The organism is Pseudomonas sp. IT-P294 (genome assembly GCF_949767865.1).
Classification (GTDB): domain Bacteria; phylum Pseudomonadota; class Gammaproteobacteria; order Pseudomonadales; family Pseudomonadaceae; genus Aquipseudomonas.
In genome coordinates, this window is record NZ_CATKQW010000014.1 from 1 (window position 1) to 22,517 (window position 22,517).

21 protein-coding genes and 1 pseudogene are annotated in these 22,517 nt (G+C 62.1%); 4 read left to right on the forward strand and 18 right to left on the reverse strand.

The genetic code is table 11. The annotated features are described in order from the left end of the window. Positions 1-165: 165 nt before the first annotated feature. Positions 166-1,524: an MATE family efflux transporter gene (locus ACM6I0_RS14250; RefSeq protein WP_414922609.1), complete on the forward strand. Its 1,359-nt coding sequence runs from the start codon at positions 166-168 to the stop codon at positions 1,522-1,524. 78 nt (positions 1,525-1,602) lie between these two features. Then, positions 1,603-1,707, forward strand: a pseudogene (locus ACM6I0_RS14255) (AsnC family transcriptional regulator); the annotation flags it as partial. Positions 1,708-1,712: 5 nt separating this feature from the next. On the opposite strand, the gene phnE reads toward ACM6I0_RS14255, so the two are convergent. The 9 genes from phnE to ACM6I0_RS14300 all read right to left on the reverse strand — a co-directional run bounded on the left by phnE (position 1,713) and on the right by ACM6I0_RS14300 (position 9,968). Next, a complete protein-coding gene (gene phnE / locus ACM6I0_RS14260; RefSeq protein WP_414922610.1) occupies positions 1,713-2,480 on the reverse strand; it encodes a phosphonate ABC transporter, permease protein PhnE in 768 nt (255 codons plus the stop codon). Beyond that, entirely contained in the window at positions 2,477-3,304 is an 828-nt protein-coding gene (locus ACM6I0_RS14265; protein ID WP_414922611.1) for a PhnE/PtxC family ABC transporter permease, read from the reverse strand. The genes phnE and ACM6I0_RS14265 overlap by 4 nt, the downstream gene beginning before the upstream one ends. Beyond that, a complete protein-coding gene (locus tag ACM6I0_RS14270) occupies positions 3,298-4,095 on the reverse strand; it encodes a phosphonate ABC transporter ATP-binding protein (RefSeq protein ID WP_414922612.1) in 798 nt (265 codons plus the stop codon). The genes ACM6I0_RS14265 and ACM6I0_RS14270 overlap by 7 nt, the downstream gene beginning before the upstream one ends. Next, positions 4,092-4,943 (reverse strand): putative selenate ABC transporter substrate-binding protein, encoded by an 852-nt coding sequence (locus ACM6I0_RS14275; RefSeq protein WP_285431991.1) that lies wholly within the window; start codon positions 4,941-4,943, stop codon positions 4,092-4,094. The genes ACM6I0_RS14270 and ACM6I0_RS14275 overlap by 4 nt, the downstream gene beginning before the upstream one ends. Positions 4,944-5,171: 228 nt before the next feature. Next, a complete protein-coding gene (locus tag ACM6I0_RS14280) occupies positions 5,172-5,873 on the reverse strand; it encodes a VIT family protein (protein WP_285431993.1) in 702 nt (233 codons plus the stop codon). 51 nt (positions 5,874-5,924) lie between these two features. Continuing rightward, positions 5,925-6,896: an FAD:protein FMN transferase gene (locus ACM6I0_RS14285; RefSeq protein WP_414922613.1), complete on the reverse strand. Its 972-nt coding sequence runs from the start codon at positions 6,894-6,896 to the stop codon at positions 5,925-5,927. Next, the gene (locus ACM6I0_RS14290) at positions 6,880-9,060 is read right to left on the reverse strand and encodes a PepSY domain-containing protein (RefSeq protein WP_414922614.1); all 2,181 of its coding nucleotides are present in this window, start codon (positions 9,058-9,060) and stop codon (positions 6,880-6,882) included. Before ACM6I0_RS14290 ends, ACM6I0_RS14285 begins: the two co-directional genes overlap by 17 nt. A gap of 25 nt (positions 9,061-9,085) precedes the next feature. Continuing rightward, entirely contained in the window at positions 9,086-9,556 is a 471-nt protein-coding gene (locus ACM6I0_RS14295; protein WP_259158245.1) for a DUF2271 domain-containing protein, read from the reverse strand. An 88-nt stretch (positions 9,557-9,644) separates the two neighbouring features. Beyond that, entirely contained in the window at positions 9,645-9,968 is a 324-nt protein-coding gene (locus ACM6I0_RS14300) for a PepSY domain-containing protein (RefSeq protein ID WP_285431999.1), read from the reverse strand. 132 nt (positions 9,969-10,100) lie between these two features. On the opposite strand from ACM6I0_RS14300, the gene ACM6I0_RS14305 reads away from it, so the two are divergent. Both ACM6I0_RS14305 and ACM6I0_RS14310 read left to right on the forward strand, forming a co-directional pair. Then, positions 10,101-10,760 carry a response regulator transcription factor gene (locus ACM6I0_RS14305; RefSeq protein WP_414922615.1) on the forward strand — a complete coding sequence of 220 codons (660 nt, stop codon included), beginning with the start codon at positions 10,101-10,103 and terminating at the stop codon, positions 10,758-10,760. Continuing rightward, positions 10,757-12,100, forward strand: a complete 1,344-nt coding sequence (locus tag ACM6I0_RS14310; RefSeq protein WP_414922616.1) for an ATP-binding protein — start codon at positions 10,757-10,759, stop codon at positions 12,098-12,100. The genes ACM6I0_RS14305 and ACM6I0_RS14310 overlap by 4 nt, the downstream gene beginning before the upstream one ends. Before the next feature lie 78 nt (positions 12,101-12,178). On the opposite strand, the gene ACM6I0_RS14315 is transcribed toward ACM6I0_RS14310, so the two are convergent. The 9 genes from ACM6I0_RS14315 to ACM6I0_RS14355 form a co-directional block, all read right to left on the reverse strand. Continuing rightward, positions 12,179-13,765 carry an arylsulfatase gene (locus tag ACM6I0_RS14315; RefSeq protein ID WP_259158238.1) on the reverse strand — a complete coding sequence of 529 codons (1,587 nt, stop codon included), beginning with the start codon at positions 13,763-13,765 and terminating at the stop codon, positions 12,179-12,181. Between the two features lie 84 nt (positions 13,766-13,849). After that, complete coding sequence (locus ACM6I0_RS14320) at positions 13,850-14,497, reverse strand: SDR family NAD(P)-dependent oxidoreductase (protein ID WP_259158236.1); 648 nt, start codon at positions 14,495-14,497, stop codon at positions 13,850-13,852. Further along, positions 14,494-15,138: a TetR/AcrR family transcriptional regulator gene (locus tag ACM6I0_RS14325; protein WP_414922617.1), complete on the reverse strand. Its 645-nt coding sequence runs from the start codon at positions 15,136-15,138 to the stop codon at positions 14,494-14,496. Before ACM6I0_RS14325 ends, ACM6I0_RS14320 begins: the two co-directional genes overlap by 4 nt. A 65-nt stretch (positions 15,139-15,203) precedes the next feature. After that, positions 15,204-16,028 carry an SDR family NAD(P)-dependent oxidoreductase gene (locus tag ACM6I0_RS14330; protein WP_414922618.1) on the reverse strand — a complete coding sequence of 275 codons (825 nt, stop codon included), beginning with the start codon at positions 16,026-16,028 and terminating at the stop codon, positions 15,204-15,206. A gap of 30 nt (positions 16,029-16,058) precedes the next feature. Further along, positions 16,059-16,475, reverse strand: a complete 417-nt coding sequence (locus ACM6I0_RS14335) for a MaoC family dehydratase (RefSeq protein WP_285432006.1) — start codon at positions 16,473-16,475, stop codon at positions 16,059-16,061. Positions 16,476-16,489: 14 nt separating this feature from the next. After that, positions 16,490-16,930 (reverse strand): MaoC family dehydratase N-terminal domain-containing protein, encoded by a 441-nt coding sequence (locus ACM6I0_RS14340; protein ID WP_259158226.1) that lies wholly within the window; start codon positions 16,928-16,930, stop codon positions 16,490-16,492. Between the two features lie 29 nt (positions 16,931-16,959). Continuing rightward, on the reverse strand, positions 16,960-18,144 hold the full coding sequence (locus ACM6I0_RS14345) for a lipid-transfer protein (RefSeq protein WP_414922619.1): 1,185 nt from the start codon (positions 18,142-18,144) through the stop codon (positions 16,960-16,962). A gap of 27 nt (positions 18,145-18,171) precedes the next feature. Next, positions 18,172-19,332: an acyl-CoA dehydrogenase family protein gene (locus ACM6I0_RS14350; RefSeq protein ID WP_414922620.1), complete on the reverse strand. Its 1,161-nt coding sequence runs from the start codon at positions 19,330-19,332 to the stop codon at positions 18,172-18,174. Between the two features lie 257 nt (positions 19,333-19,589). Beyond that, entirely contained in the window at positions 19,590-22,400 is a 2,811-nt protein-coding gene (locus tag ACM6I0_RS14355; protein WP_414922621.1) for a LuxR C-terminal-related transcriptional regulator, read from the reverse strand. Positions 22,401-22,517: the final 117 nt, after the last annotated feature.

The window sequence follows — 22,517 nt, forward strand, 5'->3', positions numbered from 1 at the left end:
CCCGTAGAAAAATGACCTGCAGCCGCTGGGTTTACGGCAGCTGATTACTGCAACTTGCCTCTGTTCCCATCGAAAATCACCGCCCTTACCCGCATGGCGGAGATTATGGCCGACTCCCTGGCGTAGAATTGCAGACCGCGAGCCCACACCCGAGACGGAGCCTCAATGCAAACCCCTACCACCCAACACTCCCTCTGGAAAACCTACCTCCTTTTCCTCGCTCCCATGGTTCTCTCCAATTTCCTCCAATCCATGTCGGGCACCATCAACAGCATCTACATCGGCCAAATGCTCGGCACTCAGGCCCTCGCTGCGGTCTCCGGTATGTTCCCGATCGTCTTCTTCTTCATCGCCTTGGTTATCGGCCTCGGCGCGGGCGCGGGCGTGCTCATCGGTCAGGCCTGGGGCGCGCGTGAACCGCATCTGGTGAAAACCATCGCCGGTACAACGCTATTGCTAGGCGCGATGATCGGCCTGACCGCAGCAATCCTCGGCAGCATCTTCGCCAGATCCGCCCTGCAAGGCCTGGGCACGCCGGCGGATGTACTCGACGACGCCGTGTCCTACGCTCACGTGATGATGTGGATCATGCCCTCGTTGCTGGTCTACGTGTTGTTCACCCAATTGCTGCGCGGAGTGAGCGATACGGTGTCGCCGCTGGTGGCATTGGTGGTGTCGACGTGCATCGGGTTGGCCCTGACGCCGGCGTTGATTCGGGGCTGGTTCGGGTTGCCGATGATGGGGATTCAGAGTGCCGCGTATGCCGGGCTGGCGGGTAACTTGTCGGCGATGGGCTGGCTGGCGTGGCGGTTGATTCGCAAGGGGCATCCGTTGGCGCCGGATCGGGAGATGTTCGCGGCGATGCGCCTGGACCTGGTAATTCTCGGCAAAGTGCTGCGCATCGGTTTGCCAACCGGGTTGCAGATGGTGGTGTTGTCGGTCTCGGAACTGGTGATTCTGGCGTTGGTGAATCAGCACGGTTCCCAGGCGACAGCGGCCTATGGGGCGGTGACGCAGATCGTCAATTACGTACAGTTCCCGGCGTTGTCGATTGCGATCACGGCGTCGATCCTTGGCGCACAGGCAATCGGGGCAGGGCGCCTGGAGCGCATGGGGCCGATTTTGCGCACGGGTTTGTTGATCAATGTGTGCCTGACCGGTGGCCTGGTGGTGTTGGGGTATCTGTTGTCGCACTGGTTGTTGGGGCTGTTTCTCACCGATGACACCACCCGGGCGAAAGCTGAGCATCTGTTGCACATCATGCTCTGGAGTCTGTTGGTGTTCGGCTTCCAGGCGATTGTCGGCGGCATCATGCGTGCCAGTGGCTCGGTGCTGGTACCGATGGCGATTTCGATTTTTTGCGTGGTCGGCGTGCAGTTGCCGGTGGCGTATGTGCTGGATGGTCAGTTCGGTTTGCAGGGCGTATGGATGGCGTTTCCAGTGGCGTATCTGGGGATGCTGCTGTTGCAGACGGCCTATTACAAAATGGTCTGGCAGCATCAGAAAATCGAGCGGTTGGTCTAGGCGCTCGCTAAGTGTTTACCGCGCCGTTGTCGGGGGCGCCTGGCGACCGCTGCGCAGCCCGGCCATGTCTTGCCAGACCAGTACCTCTGCGACGAGAGCCTGTCGACCTTGCCCAACGTGCAGCGGTTGACCTCGACGCTGGTGATGAAGCAGGTGGTGCAGGACCGGCCTTTGCCGTTGTAGCGCACTCAGGCCTTGACCCAGCGCTGACGGCTCCAGCTGCTCAATGAATCGACGGCGAATACCAGCAACAGCATGGCCAGTATGACCGTGCTGGCTTGCGCTTCCTGGAACAGGCTGAGGCTGACATAGAGCATTTGCCCCAGGCCACCGGCGCCGACGAAGCCGAGCACGCTGGCCATGCGAATGTTGTTTTCCCAGCGGTACAGGATGTAGGCCAACAGTTGTGGCAAGAGGTTGGGCAGGGTGCCGTAGCAAAACGCCCATACAGCGTTGCCGCCCTGCAAGCGAATGGCGTCGGCCGGTTCCGGCGGAGTGTTTTCCAGTGCTTCGGCGAACAGCCGGCCGAGTACGCCGGTGGTGTGTAGGGCCAGCGCCAGGGTGCCGGCGTTGGGGCCGAGCCCGGCGGCAAGCACCATCAACGCGGCCCAGACCAGTTCCGGCACCGCGCGCAAAGCGTTGAGCACCAGGCGCGATGCGCTTTGCAACGGCCAGCCGAAGCGTCCGGCTGCGGGCAAGGCCAACAGCAGGCCGAATACCGCCGCGAGCAAGGTGCCAAGGGCTGACATGGCGATGGTTTCCAGGGCACCGTGGCCGATGGCTTGCAAGTGTCCGGCGCTCAGGTCCGGACTGAGAAAACGTTGCGCGTAGGCGCCCATTTGCTTCAGGTTTGCGCTGCTCCCCAGCTCGCCGAGGTCGATGTTCAAGTAACCGAATGAAGCCACGACCGCAATGCCGATGGCTAGGATCAGCACTAGGTTGATCAGGCGATTCATGTCAGCCTCCAGCGCAGCAGGCGACTGAGTTGATCGGCGAACAGCACCAGGACCAGGAACGTCAGCAACAGGCTGGCCACTTCACCGCCAGCGAACATGCGCAGCGACAGGTCCATTTGTTGGCCCAGCCCGCCAGCGCCGACGAAGCCCATCACCACCGAAGCGCGGATCGCGCATTCCCAGCGGTACACGGTGTACGACAGCAGCTCCGCCGAGACATTGGGCAGGATGCCGTAGCAAAACGCCGCGAGCCGTCCACTGCCGGACCGTAACAGCGCGTGGGCCGGGCGCTGGTCGACCGACTCGAAAATTTCCGCGTAGACCTTGCCCAGCATGCCGCTGTAGGTAATCGCAATCGCTAAAACTCCCGCCGTCGGGCCCAGACCGACAGCGCGTACGAACAGCAACGCCCAGACGATTTCCGGCACGCTGCGCAAAAAAATCAGTAAACCGCGCACCGGCCAGCGCAGCAATTGACCCCAGAAGCTGGGGCGACCGGCACGCGACGCCGCAGACAGCGACAACGCCCGACTGGCCAACAGGCTGGCAGGTATGGCCAACAGCAACGCCAAGGCCATGCCGGCCGTGGCGATGGCCAACGTCTGCAAGGTGGCTTGCAACAGCATCTGGATGAACGCTTCGCCATGGGCCGGTGGCCAGAAAGCCGAGACGAATCGGCCCATTTCGCTTTGGCTGTCGCTGGCGATCAGTACCCGCAGGTCCAGTTCGCTGTAGCGAATGCCTGGCCACAGCAGAACGATCGCCAGCAGGGTGAGCAACAGGCGAGGGCGGGTAGCGGGGTCGCGAGTGTCAGACGTCAGCATCGCGGAATCTGCACACTCAAGTGGGCGGCAGGCACTGGCGAGGATTGCAGCTGCTCGTTGGCGTAGAGCGTGTCGAGTTGCTCGCGGTCGACGGCGCTCGCCGGAAGGTCGAACAGTATCTGCCCGTCACGCAGGCCAATGATCCGCGAAAAATGTGCCAGGGCCAGCTCCACCGCATGCAGGCTGGCCACCAGCGTGACGTTGTGTTCCCGGGCATGGCGGCACAGTACTGACAGCGTGTGTTCGGCCAATACCGGGTCCATCGCCGATACCGGCTCATCGGCCAGCAACACCTCGGGCGCTTGGTACAACACCCGGGCAATGCCCACGCGCTGCAACTGCCCACCGGACAGCTGCTGGCACTGGCTGAACAATTTGTCGCTCAGGTCCAGCCTGGCCAACGCCGCCCGTGCACCGGGAATGTCCAGCGGATACAGCAGATTCAGCAGGCTCTTGCCCAAGCCCCACTGCCCCAGTTTGCCGGCCAGAATCGCCGTGACCACGCGTTGGCGCGGTGGCAGGGGCGGCGACTGATGGATCAGACCAATTCGCGCGCGCAGGCGCTGACGCTGACGGGCTGACAGTTGCCAGGCGTGCTCGCCCAGCACCTGCAGCTCGCCGTGGCCCGGTCGCAGGGCGGTGGCCAGCAGATTGAGCAAACTCGACTTGCCCGCGCCTGACGGTCCGATAATAGCGACCTGTTCGTTGGCGCCAATGTGCAGATCCACGCCACGCAGCGCCTCGACACCGTTGGCGTGGGTCAGGCTGACCTGGGTCAGGTGCAATGTCATTTCAGCAGTTCGGCGGCGCGTGCAGCCTCTTCGATGCCCTTGTAGTTTTCCGGGCTGGTTTCGATGAAGCGGCTGGCAGCCTGCAGGTCGAGGATTTCCTTGTCCTTCGGGTTCGCCGGATCAAGCGCCAGGAAGGCCGCTTTTATCTTCGCGGCCAGTGCTGGGTCGAGGGTCCCGCGCACTGTCCAGTTGTAGTCGAAGTAGGCCGGGGTGGTCGAAAACACTTTGACCTTGTTGGTATCGACCTTGCCGGCGGCGACCAGTTTTTCCCACACGCTGGCATTCAGCACGCCGGCGTCCACTTTGCCGGCCTGGACCCAGGCGACGGTGGCGTCATGCGCGCCCGAGTAGCCGACGCGGCTAAAGTAGGTTTCCGGCTTGATGCCTTCCTTCAACATGAAATAACGCGGCATCAGGCTGCCCGACGTGGACGACACCGAGCCAAAAGCAAAGGTCTTGCCCTTGAGATCAGCGAGGGATTTGACGTTGGGGTCGGCGGTGATGAATTTGCTGGTGAACTGAGCGTCCTGTTCACGCTGCACCAGCGGGATGGCATTGCCGGTTTTCAGGCGCGCCTGCACGAAGGTGAAACCGCCCAGCCAGGCCAGGTCGATTCGGTCAGTGGCCAGCGCTTCGACCACGGCCGGGTAATCGCTGACGGGCACGAACTCGACCTTCATGCCTAACTTTTGCTCCAGATACTCACCCAGTGGCTTGAACTTGCGCAGCAGTTCAGTAGGCGCTTCATCGGGAATCGCACTGACTTTCAAGGTGTCGGCGGCCTGAGACAGCAGGGTAAAAAAAGACAGGGTCAAGCTGACAGTCAATGCCAGGGTACGCTTGAGCATGGAAGTTCTCCGGTGCATTAACGGATTGAATTCGATGCGCCAGACACAGGCGGATGACTGCATGGCGCTTTGTGAGGTTAGACGAAACGCAGCGATGCTAACGCCTTTTGGCTCGATTGCAGAGCCTTCACTGCAACAGGATGTCTGCGCGCGGAGTGGATCAGGTTCCGGGAGATGTCCGCACCATCAGGCGATCTCGCGAATGGGCTGAAAATGTGGATGCCCCCGCTAGACCACCGCGCCAAACAAATGCCCCACCAGTGCCGTGATTGCCATGGCCAGCGCACCCCAGAATGTCACACGCCAAGCACCGATCAACACCTTGGCACCCCCCGCCCTGGCGGCAATGGCGCCCAGCGATGCCAAAAACACCAATGACATGACCGATATCCACATCGCCACGCTCTGCTGCGGCGCGAAAAATGTCACGGCCAGTGGCAACGCGGCACCCACCACGAAACTGGCGGCGGAGGCCATGGCAGCCTGCAAGGGTTTGGCGGTGAGGGTGGCGCTGATGCCCAATTCGTCTCGGGCGTGTGAGCCCAGTGCGTCATGGGCCATCAATTGATCGGCGACTTGATGCGCCAGCTCGGGTGATACGCCGCGATGCATGTAGATGTTGGCGAGTTCGATGTGTTCGGCTTTCGGGTCGCTCGCCAGTTCTGCCCGTTCGCGGGACAGATCGGCTCGCTCGGTATCGGCTTGGGAGTGCACGGAAATGTACTCGCCCGCGGCCATGGACATGGCGCCTGCGATCAGCCCTGCCATTCCAGTGACCAGCAAGGTGGCATGAGAGGCATTGGCGGCCGCAACGCCGATCAGCAGGCTGGCGGTCGAGACAATCCCGTCGTTGGCGCCCAGGACGGCGGCGCGCAGCCAGCCGATACGATCGCTTCGGTGTGCCTCGGTGTGCCGGTGCATGAATTTCATTGTTGAACGGACTCACTGTCAGTAGGCGGTCCAGCCGCCCGGTCAGGGGGGTCAGCGGGTTTCAATCTGCGCCTGCAACTGGCCGCCGACAATGGATATTTCTCTGAACTGATCTCCCTCGCGCAGCACGAACAGCGCGTCCATCCCGCGCTCCTGAGCCAGGCGTGGGCCTTGGGTTTCTCCCAGCACCATCAGCGCCGTGGCCCAGGCATCGGCGAGCATGCACGAGGCGGCTACCACCGTGACGGCGGCCAGTCGGTTGCACAGCGGGGCGCCGGTAATCGGGTTCATGGTATGAGCATAGGATTGCCCGGCCACTTCAACCCAGTGTCGATAGTCCCCGGATGTCGCAATCGCGGCGTCGCTCAGTTCCATCACACCCATGACTTCACGCACGCCCCGATTGGGTTTTTCCAGGGCCACGGCCCAGCACTGGCCGTCCGGCTTCACGCCCCGGGCGCGCATCTCGCCATCGATGCCGACCAGGTAGCGGGTGATGCCCAAATTCTCCAGGCAACGCGCCAGCTCATCAACGCCAAAGCCTTTGGCGATCCCACTCAAATCCAGGTTCAGTGGCCCGCGTTTGCGCGCCTGATTGCGTTGCGGGTCGACCATTAATGCTGCGCTGGCCAGCAGCCGGGCGCGCGGCGGCGCGGTGTCGAGCGCTTGCCCGGTGATGGTCTGTTCCCCGGGACCAAACCCCCAGGTATTCACCAGATCACCGACGGCGATGTCGAAGGCACCGTCGGATTGCTGACTCACTCGCAATGCAGCGGACAGCACCGTGCACAGTTCCTTGGGCACTGGCACCCATTCCTGCTCCGGGGCGGCGTTGAGACGGTTGAGGTCAGAATCGGCTTTCCACGTGGACATTTGCTGGTCCACCCGCGCCACTGCGTGCGCCAGGCGCTGGCCAACGTCGTCGGTATCGATCCCGAGACCGGCGTAGAACAGGGCGGTGTAGCGGGTGCCCATGGTTTCGCCATTCAGGCTGTAGCGTTGCCACTCAGTAGACGTCTTCACGGTAGCGTCCTTGTGCCTTGAGGGTGAGCACACTCAGGTTGAGAGGCGCCAACACTTCATCGAGGGCGTGCATCACGCCTTTGGCCATCTCGCGGCTGCCACACACCAGCACTTGGGCACCTTTTTCAATCAGTCGGCGCAAGGCCAGGGCATCGCTGATCAGTCGGTCTTGCACGTAGCTGCGGTCCTGAACTTGAGAAAAAGCGGCGCGCAGTGCCGTAAGGCGTCGGTCCGCCAGATACTGGTTGAGCTGCGGCTCATAGAGAAAATCCGACGCCGGGTGACGCCCGCCCCAGTATAGGTGCATCGGGTGTCGGGCCTTGTTGTTGCGGATAAAACCCGCCAGAGGACCGATGCCGGTCCCGGCGCCAATCAGGATCACCGGGTTCGCGCCCGATGCTGGACGAAATTGCGGATTGGGCTGGATAAAGGCTTCGATCTGCCCGCCGATGTTCAAGTCATGAAGAAACTGCGAGCACATGCCACCGTCGTGTTTACGCACACAGATTTCCAGCACACCGTCGTGCGAACCGCTGGCCAGCGAGTAAAAGCGCGGAACAGGGCTGCCCGGCGGCAGAATCCCGACCAGGTCGCCGGCCAGGAAGTCCGGCAGTTCGCCGGGTGCTTTGAAGCGCAGTACGTGCGTCGGCGCATTGACCTGTTCGCCATAGGCAATGCGTTCTGTCAGCGCCAACAGATGAGTGCGTGGCTGCTGCGGAGTGTGAACCAGCGTCAGGTCATGGCCCAATACTTCGCCCAAGGCGTGGCCCCAGCGGGCAAATTCCTGAGAGGACTGGCGGTTGACGGTTTCCAGCCCCAGCAACGGCGAGCCTCCGGCCTGCACCATTGCATCCTGAACCTGATGGGCGTACTGACAGAACTGCGCAAACTGACGGTCGCCCAAGCCCAGCACGGCAAAGGGCAGGCCGGGCTTGAGGCCGCTGTCGGCCAGGCGCTTCAGGAACTGCGAAGCCGAAGCCGGTGCATCGCCGTCACCGTGGGTCGCGGTCAAGATGAATACCCGCTCAGCCTCGCGGTAATCGCCGCGCCATTCATTCATCGCTGCGCTATGCACTCGATGGCCACGCTGGTGCAAGGCTTCATGCAAGGTGTTGGCAAAGCCCCAGGTGCTGTTGTTTTCACTGCCCACCAGAATCACGCTGTTGGCTGAGTGGGCGGGGCTGTTGTGGCGGATGTTCGGGCCAGCCTTGCGGCGGCGCCACCACAAAAGAATGCCGGTCACGCTCATCAACGGCACACCGAGGGCGCACAGACCAAGCGGCAGACCCAGCCACCAGAGGCCTTCGCCGGTGTGCAGCCGATAGATCCATTCGTAGAGGTTGTGCATCGAGTCGTGGGCTTGATAGGACAACAAGGCACCGCTGGCCTGATCCACATAGCCGTCGCCTTGTGCCGTACGCAGGGAGAACACGTCCTGCGGGTTGCCGGGGCTGGGGTAGACCAGTTCGCGCAGGTCATTCAGGTCGGTGGCCTGCAAGGCGTGCAGGCTCGACACCGGCAAGGCCGGGCCGGTGCTGACGTGGGCGGGGAAGGCGGGTTCGCTTTGACTGCCGTCGGCGATAAAACCAAAGTTGGTGGCGGACATATAGAGCCCGGTCAATGCTGAAAGCAGCAGTCCGAGCATGACCAGTCGCCCGACTTCGGCATGCCAGCGCTGGCTGAAGGTGCCGCGCAGTGGCCGCAGCAGGTTGCGCCAGCCACCCAGGCGCCGGGCCAGCAACAGCGCGCCGGACACCGACAGTATCAGCATGAACAGCGCGCCAACCCCCGACGCCCCATGGCCTGGCGAGCCAAGGAACAGTGAACGGTGAAGCTCTTTCATCCAACGGGAGAACGCCGATGGCGCGTAAGGTGCCAGGCCTTGACCGGTCAATGGGTCGACCTTTTCAGCCCCGGCCTGACCGTTCTGGTTGTAGTAGACGATCACTGTCCCGGACGCTGTGCGCTGGATCTGCTCCACGCCCGGGAAGTGGCTGGCAACGCGTCCGGCCAATTGGCCGACGTTGAGTTGTCCTTGGGTCGTGGGCGTACTGTGCAGGCGTTCCAGGGCCGGGTCGACGGACAGCACCGCGCCGCTGATGGCCAATAGCATGACCAACAGGGCGGCGATCAAACCGGGCAGGGAATGGAACTGGCGAAGCATGTTCAGCCTCCAGAGTGGGCAGGTGCTACAGATCGTAAGTAAAGGAATCGACGTAAGTGCTGCCGGCCGCCGGCTTGCCTGCGCCCTTGGACGTCAGGGGCACGCTGACATCGGCGTGGGCTTCACGTTTATCTTCGACGGCGCTGTCGATGCGGATCTGATACCCGGCATCAATCAGCGTATCTGCCAGTTCGACGCTGACTTTGAGCGTGCGCCCGCTGCCGACACTGGCACCGCTGACCCCATCGAACTCGCTCGGGTTCATCCCGCTGCCACGGGCCCAGTCGCCCAGGTGCTTGTAATACTTGGCCTTCTTGCCGGCCACCCAGAGGGTTTTCTGGTAGTGGCCAGCGGCGTCGGTGACGTAGATCGCCAGGTACGCATCATTGCCGCTGTAGTCCTTGAGCTGTGTGGTCAGGGTCACTTCACGGGCCTGGGCCAGCCCCGGCAGGGCAATGGCACCGGCAAGGCAAGTTGCAGCGATGATCTTTTTCATGGAGATATCCTTTTGATCGTTGGGTCGAGAGCCTGGACCTGCTTGCTGACAGCAACCTGAAGCGCAGGAAAAAAAACGACAGTGGGCCTCATTCCGTCAGCGGGCTGCCGAGGTAATCCCTGGCATCGCCGTCGTCGCGAAAGTGAATCTCGAGTGTGTGCAGGCGCAGCGAGGCCGGTGAGTAGCTGGCTTCAATGGCGTTGCCTTTGCGGTCCAGCCCCTTGAGCTCGTAACACCCGTCGTCGACCTTGATGCGCTGCACGCTCCAGCCGTATTGCCGCTCCACTTGCTGGCGCAGGGTGTCGCGCGGTTGCCAGTCGCTCACCGGGTCGCTGCAATTGTCATCGGCCAGGGCGTAACCGCTGAGCAGCAGGCTCAACAGCGCGGCATTGGCGATAAAACCTGTTTTCATGATCTGTCTCCTGCCGAGGTCGGCGTCTGTGGCATACCCTAAGGTGCATTCCTGACAACCAGCTGAATCTTCAGATTCACGTCAGGTAAGGCGATTAAGGTGCCGTACGACAACCATCACAGGAGGTGCCCGATGCGGGTTTTATTGGTCGAAGACGCACTTGGACTGGGGGAGGCGGTGCGCGAACAGATCGCCGATGACGGCCATGCGGTCGATTGGGTGCAACGCCTGGACCATGCGCGCAACAGCGTGCGTACTACGCCTTACGACCTGATCTTGCTCGACCTGATGCTGCCGGACGGTCGCGGGCTGGATTTTTTGCATCAACAACGCTCGGCAGGGAACGTCACTCCGGTGATCATCCTGACGGCTCAGGATCAGATTTCCGATCGTATCGCGGGCCTCAACGCTGGCGCCGACGACTACCTGGTCAAGCCGTTCGACCTGTTCGAGCTCTCGGCCCGTGTGGCGGCGGTGGCCCGGCGCTACAGCGGCAACCCCAATCCGCAGATCAGGCTCGGCGACTTGCAGGTCGACATGAGTGCCCGCACGGTGTCGCGGGCCGGTGCGACGGTGGACCTGACAGCGCGGGAGTGGGCGCTGTTCGAAGCGTTTGTGCAGCGCCCCAGCGCGCTGCTGTCCAAATCGCAACTGGAAGAGCGGTTGTATGCCTTCGGCGCCGAGATCGAGAGCAACACCATTGAGGTCTACATCAGCCGGCTGCGTAAAAAGCTCGGGCGCGATCTGATTGAAACCGTGCGCGGCATGGGCTATCGGTTGATGTCCGCATGAAGCCGTCGTCAAGCCTGCAAAAACGCCTTGGCCTGGGACTGACGCTGGGCATGACCTTGCTGTGGCTGGCGGCGACCGTCGGCGCCTGGCTGGTGGTGCAACATGAATTGAACGAGGCATTCGACAGTGCACTGGAAGAGACCGCGCAACGCATCCTGCCTCTGGCCGTGCTGGAAATCAGCAACCGCGAAAGTCCCCGGGATGCTCAGCACGTCGCCCCTCTGAAAATGCACAAGGAATACCTGACGTATCTGGTGCGCGACGCCAAGGGCGAGGTCTTGATGCAGTCCCATGACGCCAATCCGAAGATCTTCCGCACGCAACCTGCCGAAGGTTTTGCAACCACTGAAAAATACCGTTTGTTTGGCGCCAGTGCGCTACGTGAGACGGTGTTCATTGAGATCGCCGAACCTCTGGAGCATCGCCGTGAAGCCGCGCGGGAAGCGTTGTTTGCCTTGCTGTTGCCGTTATTGGCACTGATCCCCATCAGTCTGTTCGGCACCTGGATGCTGGTGCGCATCAGCCTGCGCAGCATATTGGCCTACCGCCGTGCCGTGGAGGCTCGCGGTGTGGGGGATCTGTCGCCGATCACCATGACGCACCTGCCGGCAGAAATCGCCCCGTTGGCCGAAGCGGTCAATCATCTGCTGGAGCGCTTGCGCAAAACCCTGGAAGCCGAGCGCAGCTTTACCGCCAACAGCGCCCATGAACTGCGCACGCCACTGGCCGCGACCCTGGCGCAGATCCAGCGCTTGCGTCACGAAGCGCCCGAAGGTCCGCTGCGCTTGCGCGCGGCCAAAATCGAAAACTCGTTGCGCGAATTGACCCGACTCTCGGAGAAACTCATGCAACTGGCCAAGGCCGAGGGCGGCGGGCTGTTGTCCGAAACGCCCCAGGACCTGATCCCGTTGCTGGCCCATGTCGTCGATGAGTGGAACCACAGCAGTGGCCAACGGATCGCGTTGCAATTGCCCACTCAAACCAGCGTGTACTCGACGATTGATCCGGACGCCTTCGCTATTCTGTTGCGCAACCTGATCGAGAATGCGCTCAAGTACGGCGCCACGGATCAACCGGTCGAAGTCAGCCTCACCGACCAGGCGCTGCTGCGTGTGGTCAATGGTGGCCCGTCAGTGCCGGAGCCGGTTTTGCAGCGTCTCACCGAGCGATTTGTGCGGGGTAACAGTGACACCAGCGGTTCGGGATTGGGGCTGGCGATTGCCAAAACCATTGCACAGGGGGTCAACGCCACAATACGTCTGGTATCGCCAGCAACAGGGCGGCAGGAGGGATTTGAAGTCTGCGTGTGGTTTCCGCTCGCGCCGACGGTCGAACGCTGAACGTCGCGGCGAGTTTGGGACGCACCTCGGGCAGTGTCCTGGGTGTTTGCCGCCCTTATGGAGGGCGGCAGCCACGCCTTACGGTTTGGCCTGAGCCCTGGCCTTTTCCTCGATCTTCGCATCCACTGCCGCGCGAATCTGGTCGATGCTGAAGCTCGCCGGTTTCTGGCTCGGTGGGTACTCGATAAAGGTCTGCAAGAACCTCGCGGCTTTGGCCACGCCGGCGGCCAGAAGGTAGGAGTTCTTCACGGTCCAGTCGTAATACTGGTCAGACACGATGTCTGCCCGCTCGTAAGGGTCCATTCGCAAGTTGAACAGTTTCGGCACGCGCAGCGGCACGAACGGGCTGCTCCACACGGTAAAACCACCGGGTTCGCGTTGCTCGGCGAAGACCACTTTCCAGTTGTCGTAACGCATGGACACCAGCACGCCGTCGTCGTTGAAGTAGTAGAACTCGCGGCGTTCGCCTTTCGGTTGTTGGCCGGTCAGGTAGGGCAATTGGTTGTAGCCGTCCAGGTGCACCTTGAAACTGCTGCCGCCGGCAGTGGGTGCCCAGCCTTTGAGCAGTTTGTCTTTCACGCTGGTGTCGCCGGCGGCGGCCATCAGCGTCGGGAACCAGTCCATGCCTGAGAACATCTCGTTGGAGACTTCACCGGCCTTGATCTTGCCCGGCCAGCGCACGATTGCCGGCACCCGGTAAGCGCCTTCCCAGTTGGAGTTTTTCTCATTGCGGAACGGCGTGGTCGCCGCGTCCGGCCAGGAGAACTGGTTCGGGCCGTTGTCGGTGGTGTAGACCACGATGGTGTTGTCGGCGATTTTCAGGTCGTCGAGGGTTTTCAGTAGCTTGCCGACGTCGCCGTCGTGTTCAAGCATGCCGTCTGCATACTCGTTGCCTGGCATGCCGCTCTGGCCCTTCATCGAGTCGCGCACGTGGGTGAACAGGTGCATGCGCGTGGTGTTCATCCAGACGAAAAACGGCTTGTCCGCCTTGGCCTGTTTCTCGATGAAGGATTGGGCGGCGGCGGTGGTTTCGTCGTCGATGGTTTCCATGCGCTTGGCGGTCAGCGCGCCGGTGTCTTCGATTTTGCCGTCGGCGTAGCTGTGGATCACGCCACGCGGGGTCCGGGATTTGACGAAGTCGGGGTCGTCCTTGGGCCAGTACGGCCGCTCGGGTTCTTCTTCGGCGTTGAGGTGGTAGAGGTTGCCGAAGAACTCGTCGAAACCGTGGTTGGTCGGGAGGAATTCATCCTTGTCACCCAGGTGGTTCTTGCCGAATTGACCGGTCGCATAGCCTTGTGACTTGAGCGCCTGGGCGATGGTGATGTCGCGCTTCTGGATGCCGATCGGTGCGCCCGGTACGCCGACTTTGCTCAGGCCTGTGCGCAGTGGCGTCTGACCGGTGATGAAGGACGAGCGTCCGGCGGTGCAGCTGTTTTCCGCATAGTAATCGGTGAAGAGCATGCCTTCATGGGCGATCCGGTCGATGTTCGGGGTCTTGTAGCCGACCACGCCCATCGAATAGGCGCTGATGTTGGTCTGGCCGATGTCATCCCCGAAGATCACCAGGATGTTGGGTTTTTCAGCGGCCCCGGCTGTTGCCGAAATCGCCAGGACCGAAGCCGCCACCAGGGCAAGTTTCGGCAGCCACTTTGTTATGCGAGTCATCTGACTGGCTCCTTGTTGACGGGCGTCGCGAAGAGCGACCGACACCCATGTTCGAGCGTCGTCAACCGGAGCACGCCACCCGTATCAGGTGGCGTGGCAACTGCGGTCCGGTCCATCGACATGCAACACGGCGCCGGTCACGCTGGCGCCCGCTCCACTGGCGAGCAACAACAAAGGGCCGTTGAGTTCTTGCAAACCCGCGCCTTGGCCTTGACCGGGGGCAATGACGTTGACGCGAATGCGGTGGGGCGTCAGCGACTGGGCCATGGCGCGGCTCATGCGGATCAGGCTGCTGTTGGGGCGCAGGCACGGGTTGGGTTCGCTGATGGGGCGAGGCGGTGGGTCGATGTTGACGATGCTGCCCCCACGCTCGGCCCGAATCATGTGCAGGCTGGTGCAATGGACAATGTGGTTGTTCAGGGCAGTATGTTCGCGCTCGGCGCTGTTGTTGATCAGCACATCGACACTGCCCATGCGCGCCTGCACGGCATCCAGCGCCGCTTCAATGCTCTGGCGCCGGGCGCTGTCGAGCGCGACGATCATGACATCGGCGCCGTCCCAGCGCAGGTCCGCTGCCAGTTGTTCCAATTGCGAAGGGTGCTGCGTGCCGAGGGCCACGCGCGCGCCCGCAGCGCTGATCAGTCGAGCGAAATGGGCGCCCAGGCGGGTAGCGGCATCGGCGACCAAAACGGTTTTTCCCGTCATGGAGAAGGGCTGCATGAGGTCTGTCATGGGCGCACCTCCATCGGCGCAGCGCGGCGGTTGATCACGGCACGCGGGACCGCCAGCCGAGGCGATGCCGTGGGGGTGGCGCCGAGCATTTTCATCACCAGTTCCGAGTAATGCCGGATCACGTCGTCGATGCCCCAACGACCATCGGCCTGATACCAGACGCAGGCGTGGGTGAGCATGTTGAACAGGGTACGCGCCATCAGCTTCGGTTCGGCGCAGCTGAGTGATCCTTCCTTGACCCCTTGTTCAAGCAACTCCTGCAAGGTTTTCAGGTACAGCCGCCGGGCCTGGCGCACCTGCTCCAGGTCCTCTTCGCCCAGGCTTCTGAACTCCAGGTTGCCCAGCATGGCTTCGTCCTGATGTTCCAGGTGATAGCGCACATGGCAAGCAATGAAGGTGCGTAGCTTGACGTCGGCGGTGGCGGTTTTCGGACGGCAGCGTGCCCATTCCCGAGACAGCCCCTGGAGGTATTCCAGAATCAGTTCCAGCAGCAGTTCGCTTTTGCCTTTGTAGTAGATGTACAACGTCGAGGCGTTGATGCCTGCTTCCGCCGCGAGCTGGCGCAGGCTCATCGACTCATAGCCGTTGCGCGAAATCAGTTTGATGGCAGCCAGGCGGATGTTGATTTCAGTTATGTTCATGGGGTTGATCCTGCGGTCATCAAGCTCAAGCGGTGGTGAGGGAGCCAGCTCCCTCACCACACTGCTTATTGCAGGTCGCCGGCGACAGCGATGGTTTGCGCGGTGATGTAGTTCGATTCCGGCGAGCAGAACAGGTACACGGCGTCGGCTGCTTCTTTCACGGTGCCCGGGCGACCCAAGGGGTTGCGCTGGGCGAACGACTTGGCCGCCTCCGGGCTGATGCCGACACGGATGTCACGGCCTTCGATGCTTACGGTGGCGCCAGCATGGGCATCGGCGCTGGTCATGCGGGTTTCGATGAACCCGAATGCCACGGCGTTGACGTTGACCTTGAAACGGCCCCATTCACGCGCCAGTGCACGGGTCATGCCGAGCACACCGGCCTTGGCCGAGGAGTAGTTCATCTGCCCGGCGTTACCCTTCAGGGCCGAAACCGATGAGATGTTGACCACTTTGCGGAACACTTCACGTTCTGCTGCGGCGTCCGCCTGGGCCTGGGCCTTGATGATCGGGTAGGCCGCCCGCAGGATGCGGAACGGTGCGGTCATGTGGCAGTCGAGAATCGCGTACCACTGCTCATCGGTCATCTTCTGGATCACGTCGTCCCAGGTGTAACCGGCGTTGTTGACGATGATGTCGATGCTGCCAAAGCTGTCCATGGCGGTCTTGATGTAACGCTCGCCAAAGTCCGGTGCGCTGACGTTGCCGTGGCAGACGGCGGCTTCGCCACCCAACTTGCGGATTATTTCAGCGGTCTCGTGAGCCGGGTCGGCGTCCAGGTCGTTGATCACGATGCGCGCGCCTTCGCTCGCCAGTTTCAGCGCGATTTGCTGACCGATGCCACGACCGGAACCGGTGACCATTGCGACTTTGCCTTCGAGTTTTGCCATGGGGTGCTGCTCCTCAATTCTTGGGTTTGTTTACAGAGCGATGACGGCGTCGCCAACAATCTTGGTTTCGCCATATTGATTGGTGGTGCGCACTTCGACCTTGATGCGTTGTTCGCCATCGACCTCGAAGCGATCGACGACAGTGCCGGTGCAGGTGATCTGGTGGCCCAGGTGGGTAATGCCGAGAAAGCGCACGCCGAACTCGCGCAACTGACGCTGATCGACCCATTGCGTCAGCAGGCGGCCGAGGTAGGCCATCGACAACATTCCGTGGGCGAACACGTCGGCCATGCCGGCCCGGCGCGCGTAATCGGTATCGATGTGAATGGCGTTGTGATCCCCCGACGCGCCGGCAAACAGGCCCAGCGTGGTGCGGTTGATCGGCGGCAGGGCCAGTGGCGGCAAGGTGTCGCCGACGTTGATTTTTTCCAGGCTTATGGCATTCATCAGTGTTCTCCTGTTCAGCCGTTGCGCTGCACAAGCACGCTGCGCAGGTCCGCGACGTGCTCACCGTGCTGATTGGTGACTCGGGTTTCACGCACCACGAATTCCAGCGCGCCACCTTTCTTGTCGTAGATGTCGGCGATGCGCACATCGAAGCGCAGCGTGTCGCCGGCATAGGCCATACGGTGGTAACGGAACGATTCCTCGCCGTGCAGGATGCGGGCGGTGACGATGCCCAGTTCGTCACGCCAGGCGTTGGACGGGATCTGGAACTCCAGCGAGAACAGGAAGGTCGGCGGCAGTGGCAGACCGGGATAGCCGGCGTCGCGCGCCGCCTGTTCGTCGAAGTAGATCGGGTTGGTTTCACCGATGGCCTTGGCGAAGAAACGCAGTTGCCCGGCTTCGGCGGTGGCGAGGAAGGTCGGCAGTTGTCGGCCGATGTGTTTCTTGTCGATCATCGCAATGGCTCCTTTGAATACCGGGCGCGTCAGTTTTTCTGGTACACGGTCACCACGCAGGCGCCGCCCAGGCCGAGGTTGTGCTGCACGGCGATGCGCGCGTCCTGCACCTGGCGTTGCTCGGCGGTGCCGCGCAATTGGTGAGTCAGCTCGTAGCATTGAGCCAGGCCGGTAGCGCCCAACGGGTGGCCCTTGGAGAGCAGGCCGCCGGACGGGTTGGTGACCCATTTGCCGCCGTAGGTGTTGTCGCCGTCGTTGACCAGTTGCTCGGCGCCCCCTTCGTTGCACAGGCCCAGGCCTTCGTAGGTCAGCAGTTCGTTCTGCGCGAAGCAGTCGTGCAATTCGATCACGTCGATGTCTTTGGGGCCGATGCCAGCCTGGTTGTAGGCGATGTCGGCGGCCATGCGCGTCATGTCGAAACCGACCACACGGATCATGTCCATGGCGTCATAGGTGCTGGGCAGGTCGGTGGACAGGGATTGGCCGGCGATCAGCACGTCGGTGCGCAGGCCATGTTTTTTCGCGAAGGCTTCGGAGACCACAATTGCAGCAGCGGCTCCGCAGGTCGGCGGGCACGCCATCAGGCGGGTCATCACGCCTTCCCAGAGCATCGGCGCCGCCATGACTTCTTCGCTGCTGACCACGTTGCGGAACACCGCCAGCGGGTTGTTCGCCGCGTGACGACTGGCCTTGGCGCGGATCTTGGCGAAGGTTTCGAGCTGGGTGCCGTATTTCTGCATGTGCGCGTAGCCGGCTCCGCCGAACTGGCGGATCGCGTTAGGCAATTCAGGCATGCCGATCAATTCATCGGCCAGTCGCAGGGCGCGCTCGGTGGCCGGAGCACGGTCGCTCCAGGCGGACTTCAATGCCCCTGGGTTCATTTGTTCAAAGCCAAACGCCAGGGCGCACTCCACGGCGCCGCTTTGCACCGCCTGACGCGCGAGAAACAGGGCGCTGGAGCCGGTGGCGCAGTTGTTGTTGACGTTGATCAGCGGGATGCCGGTCATGCCCACGCGGTACAGGGCTTTCTGACCGCAAGTCGAGTCGCCGTAGACGTAGCCGGCGTAGGCCTGCTGGATGTCATTGAAGTCCAGGCCCGAGTCGGCCAGGGCCTGGCGAATCGCCTGTTCGCCCATGACGTCGTAGGACTCATTGGTCCCCGGTTTCTTGAACTGGATCATGCCGACGCCAGCAACGAATACCTTATGGCTCATTGTGTTTTACCTTTTTGTTTTTGAGGGTCAGAGCTTGCGCGCGATCAATTCGCGCATGACTTCACTGGTGCCGCCGTAGATGCGGTTGACGCGCATATCGACGAAGGCGCGGGCAATCGGGTACTCCATCATGTAGCCGTAGCCGCCGTGCAGCTGGACCATGTCGTCGATGCATTTCCACAGGGTTTCGGTGGTGTAGAGCTTGGCGATCGCCGCTTCTTCCAGGGTCAGGCGCCGGCGCATGTGTTCGCCCAGGTAGTAATCGACCATCACGCGCAGGGCGGTGGCCTGGGCCTTGATGTCGGCGAGCTTGAACTTGGTGTTCTGGAAGTCCCAGACGGTCTGATTGAAGGCTCTGCGGTCCTTCACGTAGTCGACGGTTTGCTCCAGCAGACGCTCGAGTTTGGCGGCGGCGGACACGGCGATGGAAAAGCGCTCCTGCGGCAGCTCGCCCATCAGGTAGGTGAAGCCCAGGCCTTCTTCGCCCAGGCGATTGCCGACCGGCACGCGTACGTTGTCGAAGAACAGTTCGGCGGTGTCCTGGGCATGCTGGCCGACCTTATGCAGTTTGCGACCGCGTTTGAAACCCGCGCGACTGGCTTCCACGGCAATCAGACTGATGCCCTTGGCGCCAGCGACCGGATCGGTCTTGCACACGACGATCACCAGGTCAGCGGTCAGGCCGTTACTGATGAAGGTCTTACTGCCATTGATCACGTACTCGTCACCGTCGCGCACGGCGCTGGTGCGCACAGCCTTGAGGTCGCTGCCGGTGCCGGGTTCGGTCATGGCAATGGCCAGGATGATCTCGCCGGTGCAGATGCCCGGCAGCCATTTCTGTTTCTGTTCGTCGTTGCCGCAGCGGTTGATGTAAGGGGCAATAACGTCGGAGTGCATGCCGAAGTAGGGGCCGCTCACGCCGGACCGGGCGAACTCTTCGTTGAACACCGCGCAGTGACCGAAATCGCCGCCACCACCGCCGTACTCAGTGGGCAGGGTGATGCCAAGCAGCCCTTCGCGGCCGGCCTTGAGCCAGGTTTCACGGTCGACCTGACCGGCTTCATCCCAGGCCGCCTGACGCGGCAGGCATTCACGCTCGAAAAAACGGCGCACGGTGGTGCGGAATATCTCATGGTCGTCGCGGAAAACGGTTCGGGCGATAGGCACGCAAGACTCCTCAATGATCATAGGCCGGCGGCTTTTCGCCGCTTGCGCAAGGCGCGAGTTGCGCCTTTGAACTGAGGGTTACGATAGGCCGCAAGGCCCGGCCCGAACGCCACCCGAGGTGGGTGGCGGGGAGAAAATCACGGATCAGAAAGCAACACATTCCCCTGTGGGAGCGAGCTTGCTCGCGATGGCGGGGTGACAGGCCAACCGTGATGTCGACTAATGCACCGATATCGCGAGCAAGCTCGCTCCCACAGGGGTTGTGTCTGGCTGAGAGATCAGGGGTGAGTGCTGGAGTCCTGCGATTCCAGATCCCGCACCCGCGCGACTGCTTCGTCGCGGCTGTTGACCCCGAGTTTGCTGTAGATGTGGCTCAGGTGCCATTTAACGGTTTCGGGGGAGAGTCCCAGGGCGCGGGCGATTTTCTTGTTGGGCAGGGCTTGCGCGAGCAAGCGCACAACTTCGATTTCCCGTTCGCTCAACGGCTCCATGCCGGCAGCGAGCGGTTTGCCCGCCGTGGCCGGGACGGGCTTGCCGGTCGGCACGGCGGCCGTGATCTGGGCTTCCTGCAGGCGCTCGACATAGAACGCCAGCACCGGGTCGAGGGTTTCTTTGCTGGCGATGTCCGAGATCAGTTGCAGCGCATCCGGGTGGGCATCAAGCAGGCTGCGCAACAGCCCGAAGCGTTGGCCGCGTCGCAACGCCTCGATGATTTTGTCCCGCACGGCGGACTGATTGCCGCGTTGGGATTCGATCACCGCACTCAGCACCAGCAGGCGCACCGTGCCCAGTTGGCGGCGATGCAGTTCACAGGTTTCGATCAGTTGTTCAATGCGCTTTAACGCGCCGTCCAGGTCGCCCAGGTGAATCTGCCAGCGCGCCCGGGCATTCTCGGTCAGGATGTGAATTTCCTTGAGCGCCGTTTGCCCCGCATCGGGATGGCGCGCATCGATGGCTTCCAGGCGCGCCAGTTTGGCCTGGGCTTGCGTCGGCTCACCGAGAATCAGCAGCCATCGCACCTGCCACGTCAGGCAGTACGCTTGCAGGCGGTCCAGGCCGAGCTTGATCGCGTATTCGTCGAGCCGCTCGATGAACGCCATGGCTTCCTGATGGTTGCCTGCCAGCCATTGCACATTCCACAGCACCTGAAGCACGCGCAGCACTGAATCGGGAATCGAAATCCGCTCCAGAATGTCGATCCAGCCCGACAGCAGTTTGAACGCCGCGTCGACATCATTGGTCTCGTAAAGCACCTCGCCCAGCAACGCCGCAGAGAGGTAAGTCGCGTCGGCACCGGCTTTGCCGCATTGCGCAGCTTCATGCATCACGTCGCGGTAAACCCGTTCCGCCTGCTTCATCTGGCCTTCCAGGGCATGACTCAAGCCAATCATGCAACGACCCTGCAAGCTGCCGGCCGATGTCCCCAGAAAGGGCTCGCCATTGATCAGCAACGCCGGTCGGTCGAGCTGCACCTGTCGCGCCTTTTCGTATTCGCCCCGGTGCATGTAGAGCCAGGACAGGATATTGGCGCAGGAACCGATGGCCACGCTGTTGCTGCCCGGCGGCGGGTTGAGCAACTGCGGCAGGACTGTCATCGCCTCCTCCGTGTCATCGCGTTGCAGCGCCAGGGACGCGCGTAGCAGCGCGATCATGAAGCGGTCATGGACTTCACTGTCCGGCACGTCGTGGAACAACTGATCGAGGCTGTTGGCGCAAGCCGTGAAGTCCCGGGCATAGAGTTGCATCCGCGCCTTGAGAATGCGCAGCTTCACCCGCGCCTGCACCTGCTCGACGGGCAGCAGCCGAACCAGCTCGATCAGCATGCGCAGGTCGCCGTGGGCATACAGCGATTCGGCGTGTTGCTCCACCAGGTCGGCGGCGGCATCCGGATCGCCGGCCATGACCGCGTGGTGCACCGCTTCATCCAGGTGCTGATGGTCACGGAACCAGGCCCATGCCCGAGCATGGACCGAGTGCTGTTCAGCCTGGCTGCGCGAATCGAAATATTTGAGCAACGTTTCGCGCAGCAACGGGTGCAGGCGATACCAGGTTTCACGCCCGGCGCTGTCCACCGGGATCAGGAACAGGTTGTCCCGCTCCAGGCGCGCGAGCAGGGCGTTGGCCTCGCGGACGGCTTCCGGATTGCCGCTGAGGGTCGCGCACAACGACGCGCAAAAACGGTTGCAGACGGCCATGAGCAGCATCAGGTCCAGGTCAGTCGGCGACAGATGCGACAGCACCTCGACCTCGAAAAACCGGGCAAACGCCTGATCGTCCCGTACCTGTATCGGGTCGGAGGCGGCCGCCGGGCGATTCTTTTTGCGGCTGACGGCGAGCAATTGCAGTCCCGCCACCCAGCCATCGGTCAGCTCATGCAGGTGCTTGGCGTCACGGGCGTTGATCTCGCCCAGTTGCGCCTTGAGAAACTGTTCGGATTCAACCGGGGTAAAGCGCAAATCCCGCAGGTTCAATTCCAGTACCAGTTCCTGACTGCGCAATCGCGCCAGCGACAAGGGCACCGTGCTGCGTGACACCAGCGCCAGGTGCAGATTGGCCGGTGCGTAATCGATGAGCCATTGCAGGGCCTGATGAATGCCCACATCGGTCAAATGGTGCAGGTCGTCGAGCACCAGCACCAGTTCCCGGGTGCGACTGGCAATGCTGCGCACCAGCGTAATGATCGTCCGTTCCACCGCCTCGCTGTCGATGCCACGGCCTTCCAGTTGGGTGGCTTCGCGAACCAGGTCCGGGTCGATCTGGCCAAGACTGGCCAGCAGGTAGTCGATAAAGCGCGTCAGTTCATTGTCGTCGGCCGACAACGTCAACCAGGCCACATCGAAGCCCAGCGGCAACAGCGCCTGGCGCCAGGCGATCAACGTCGAGGTCTTGCCGCAGCCGGCCGGCCCCTTGAGCACGATGCAGCGCTGGCGGCGCGCCTTGAGCATCTGATCCTGCAAGCGCTCGCGGGAAATCAGGCGTCCGGCACTGCGCGGCGGTATCAGCTTGGTGCTGACAATCGGCGACTGTGACGGATTCAAGACCCGGCTGGCGGGCGTGTCCGAGGCGTTGGACTTGCGGGGTTTGTCCATGGGGCTGTCCGAATCTTTTTGTTATGGGCGTGCATTGAATCCAATCGAGTGTAACGCACAGCTTAAACGTCATGGCCCTGTGTTTGGCAAACGCCACCCGATGCGGGTGGTGGTCGC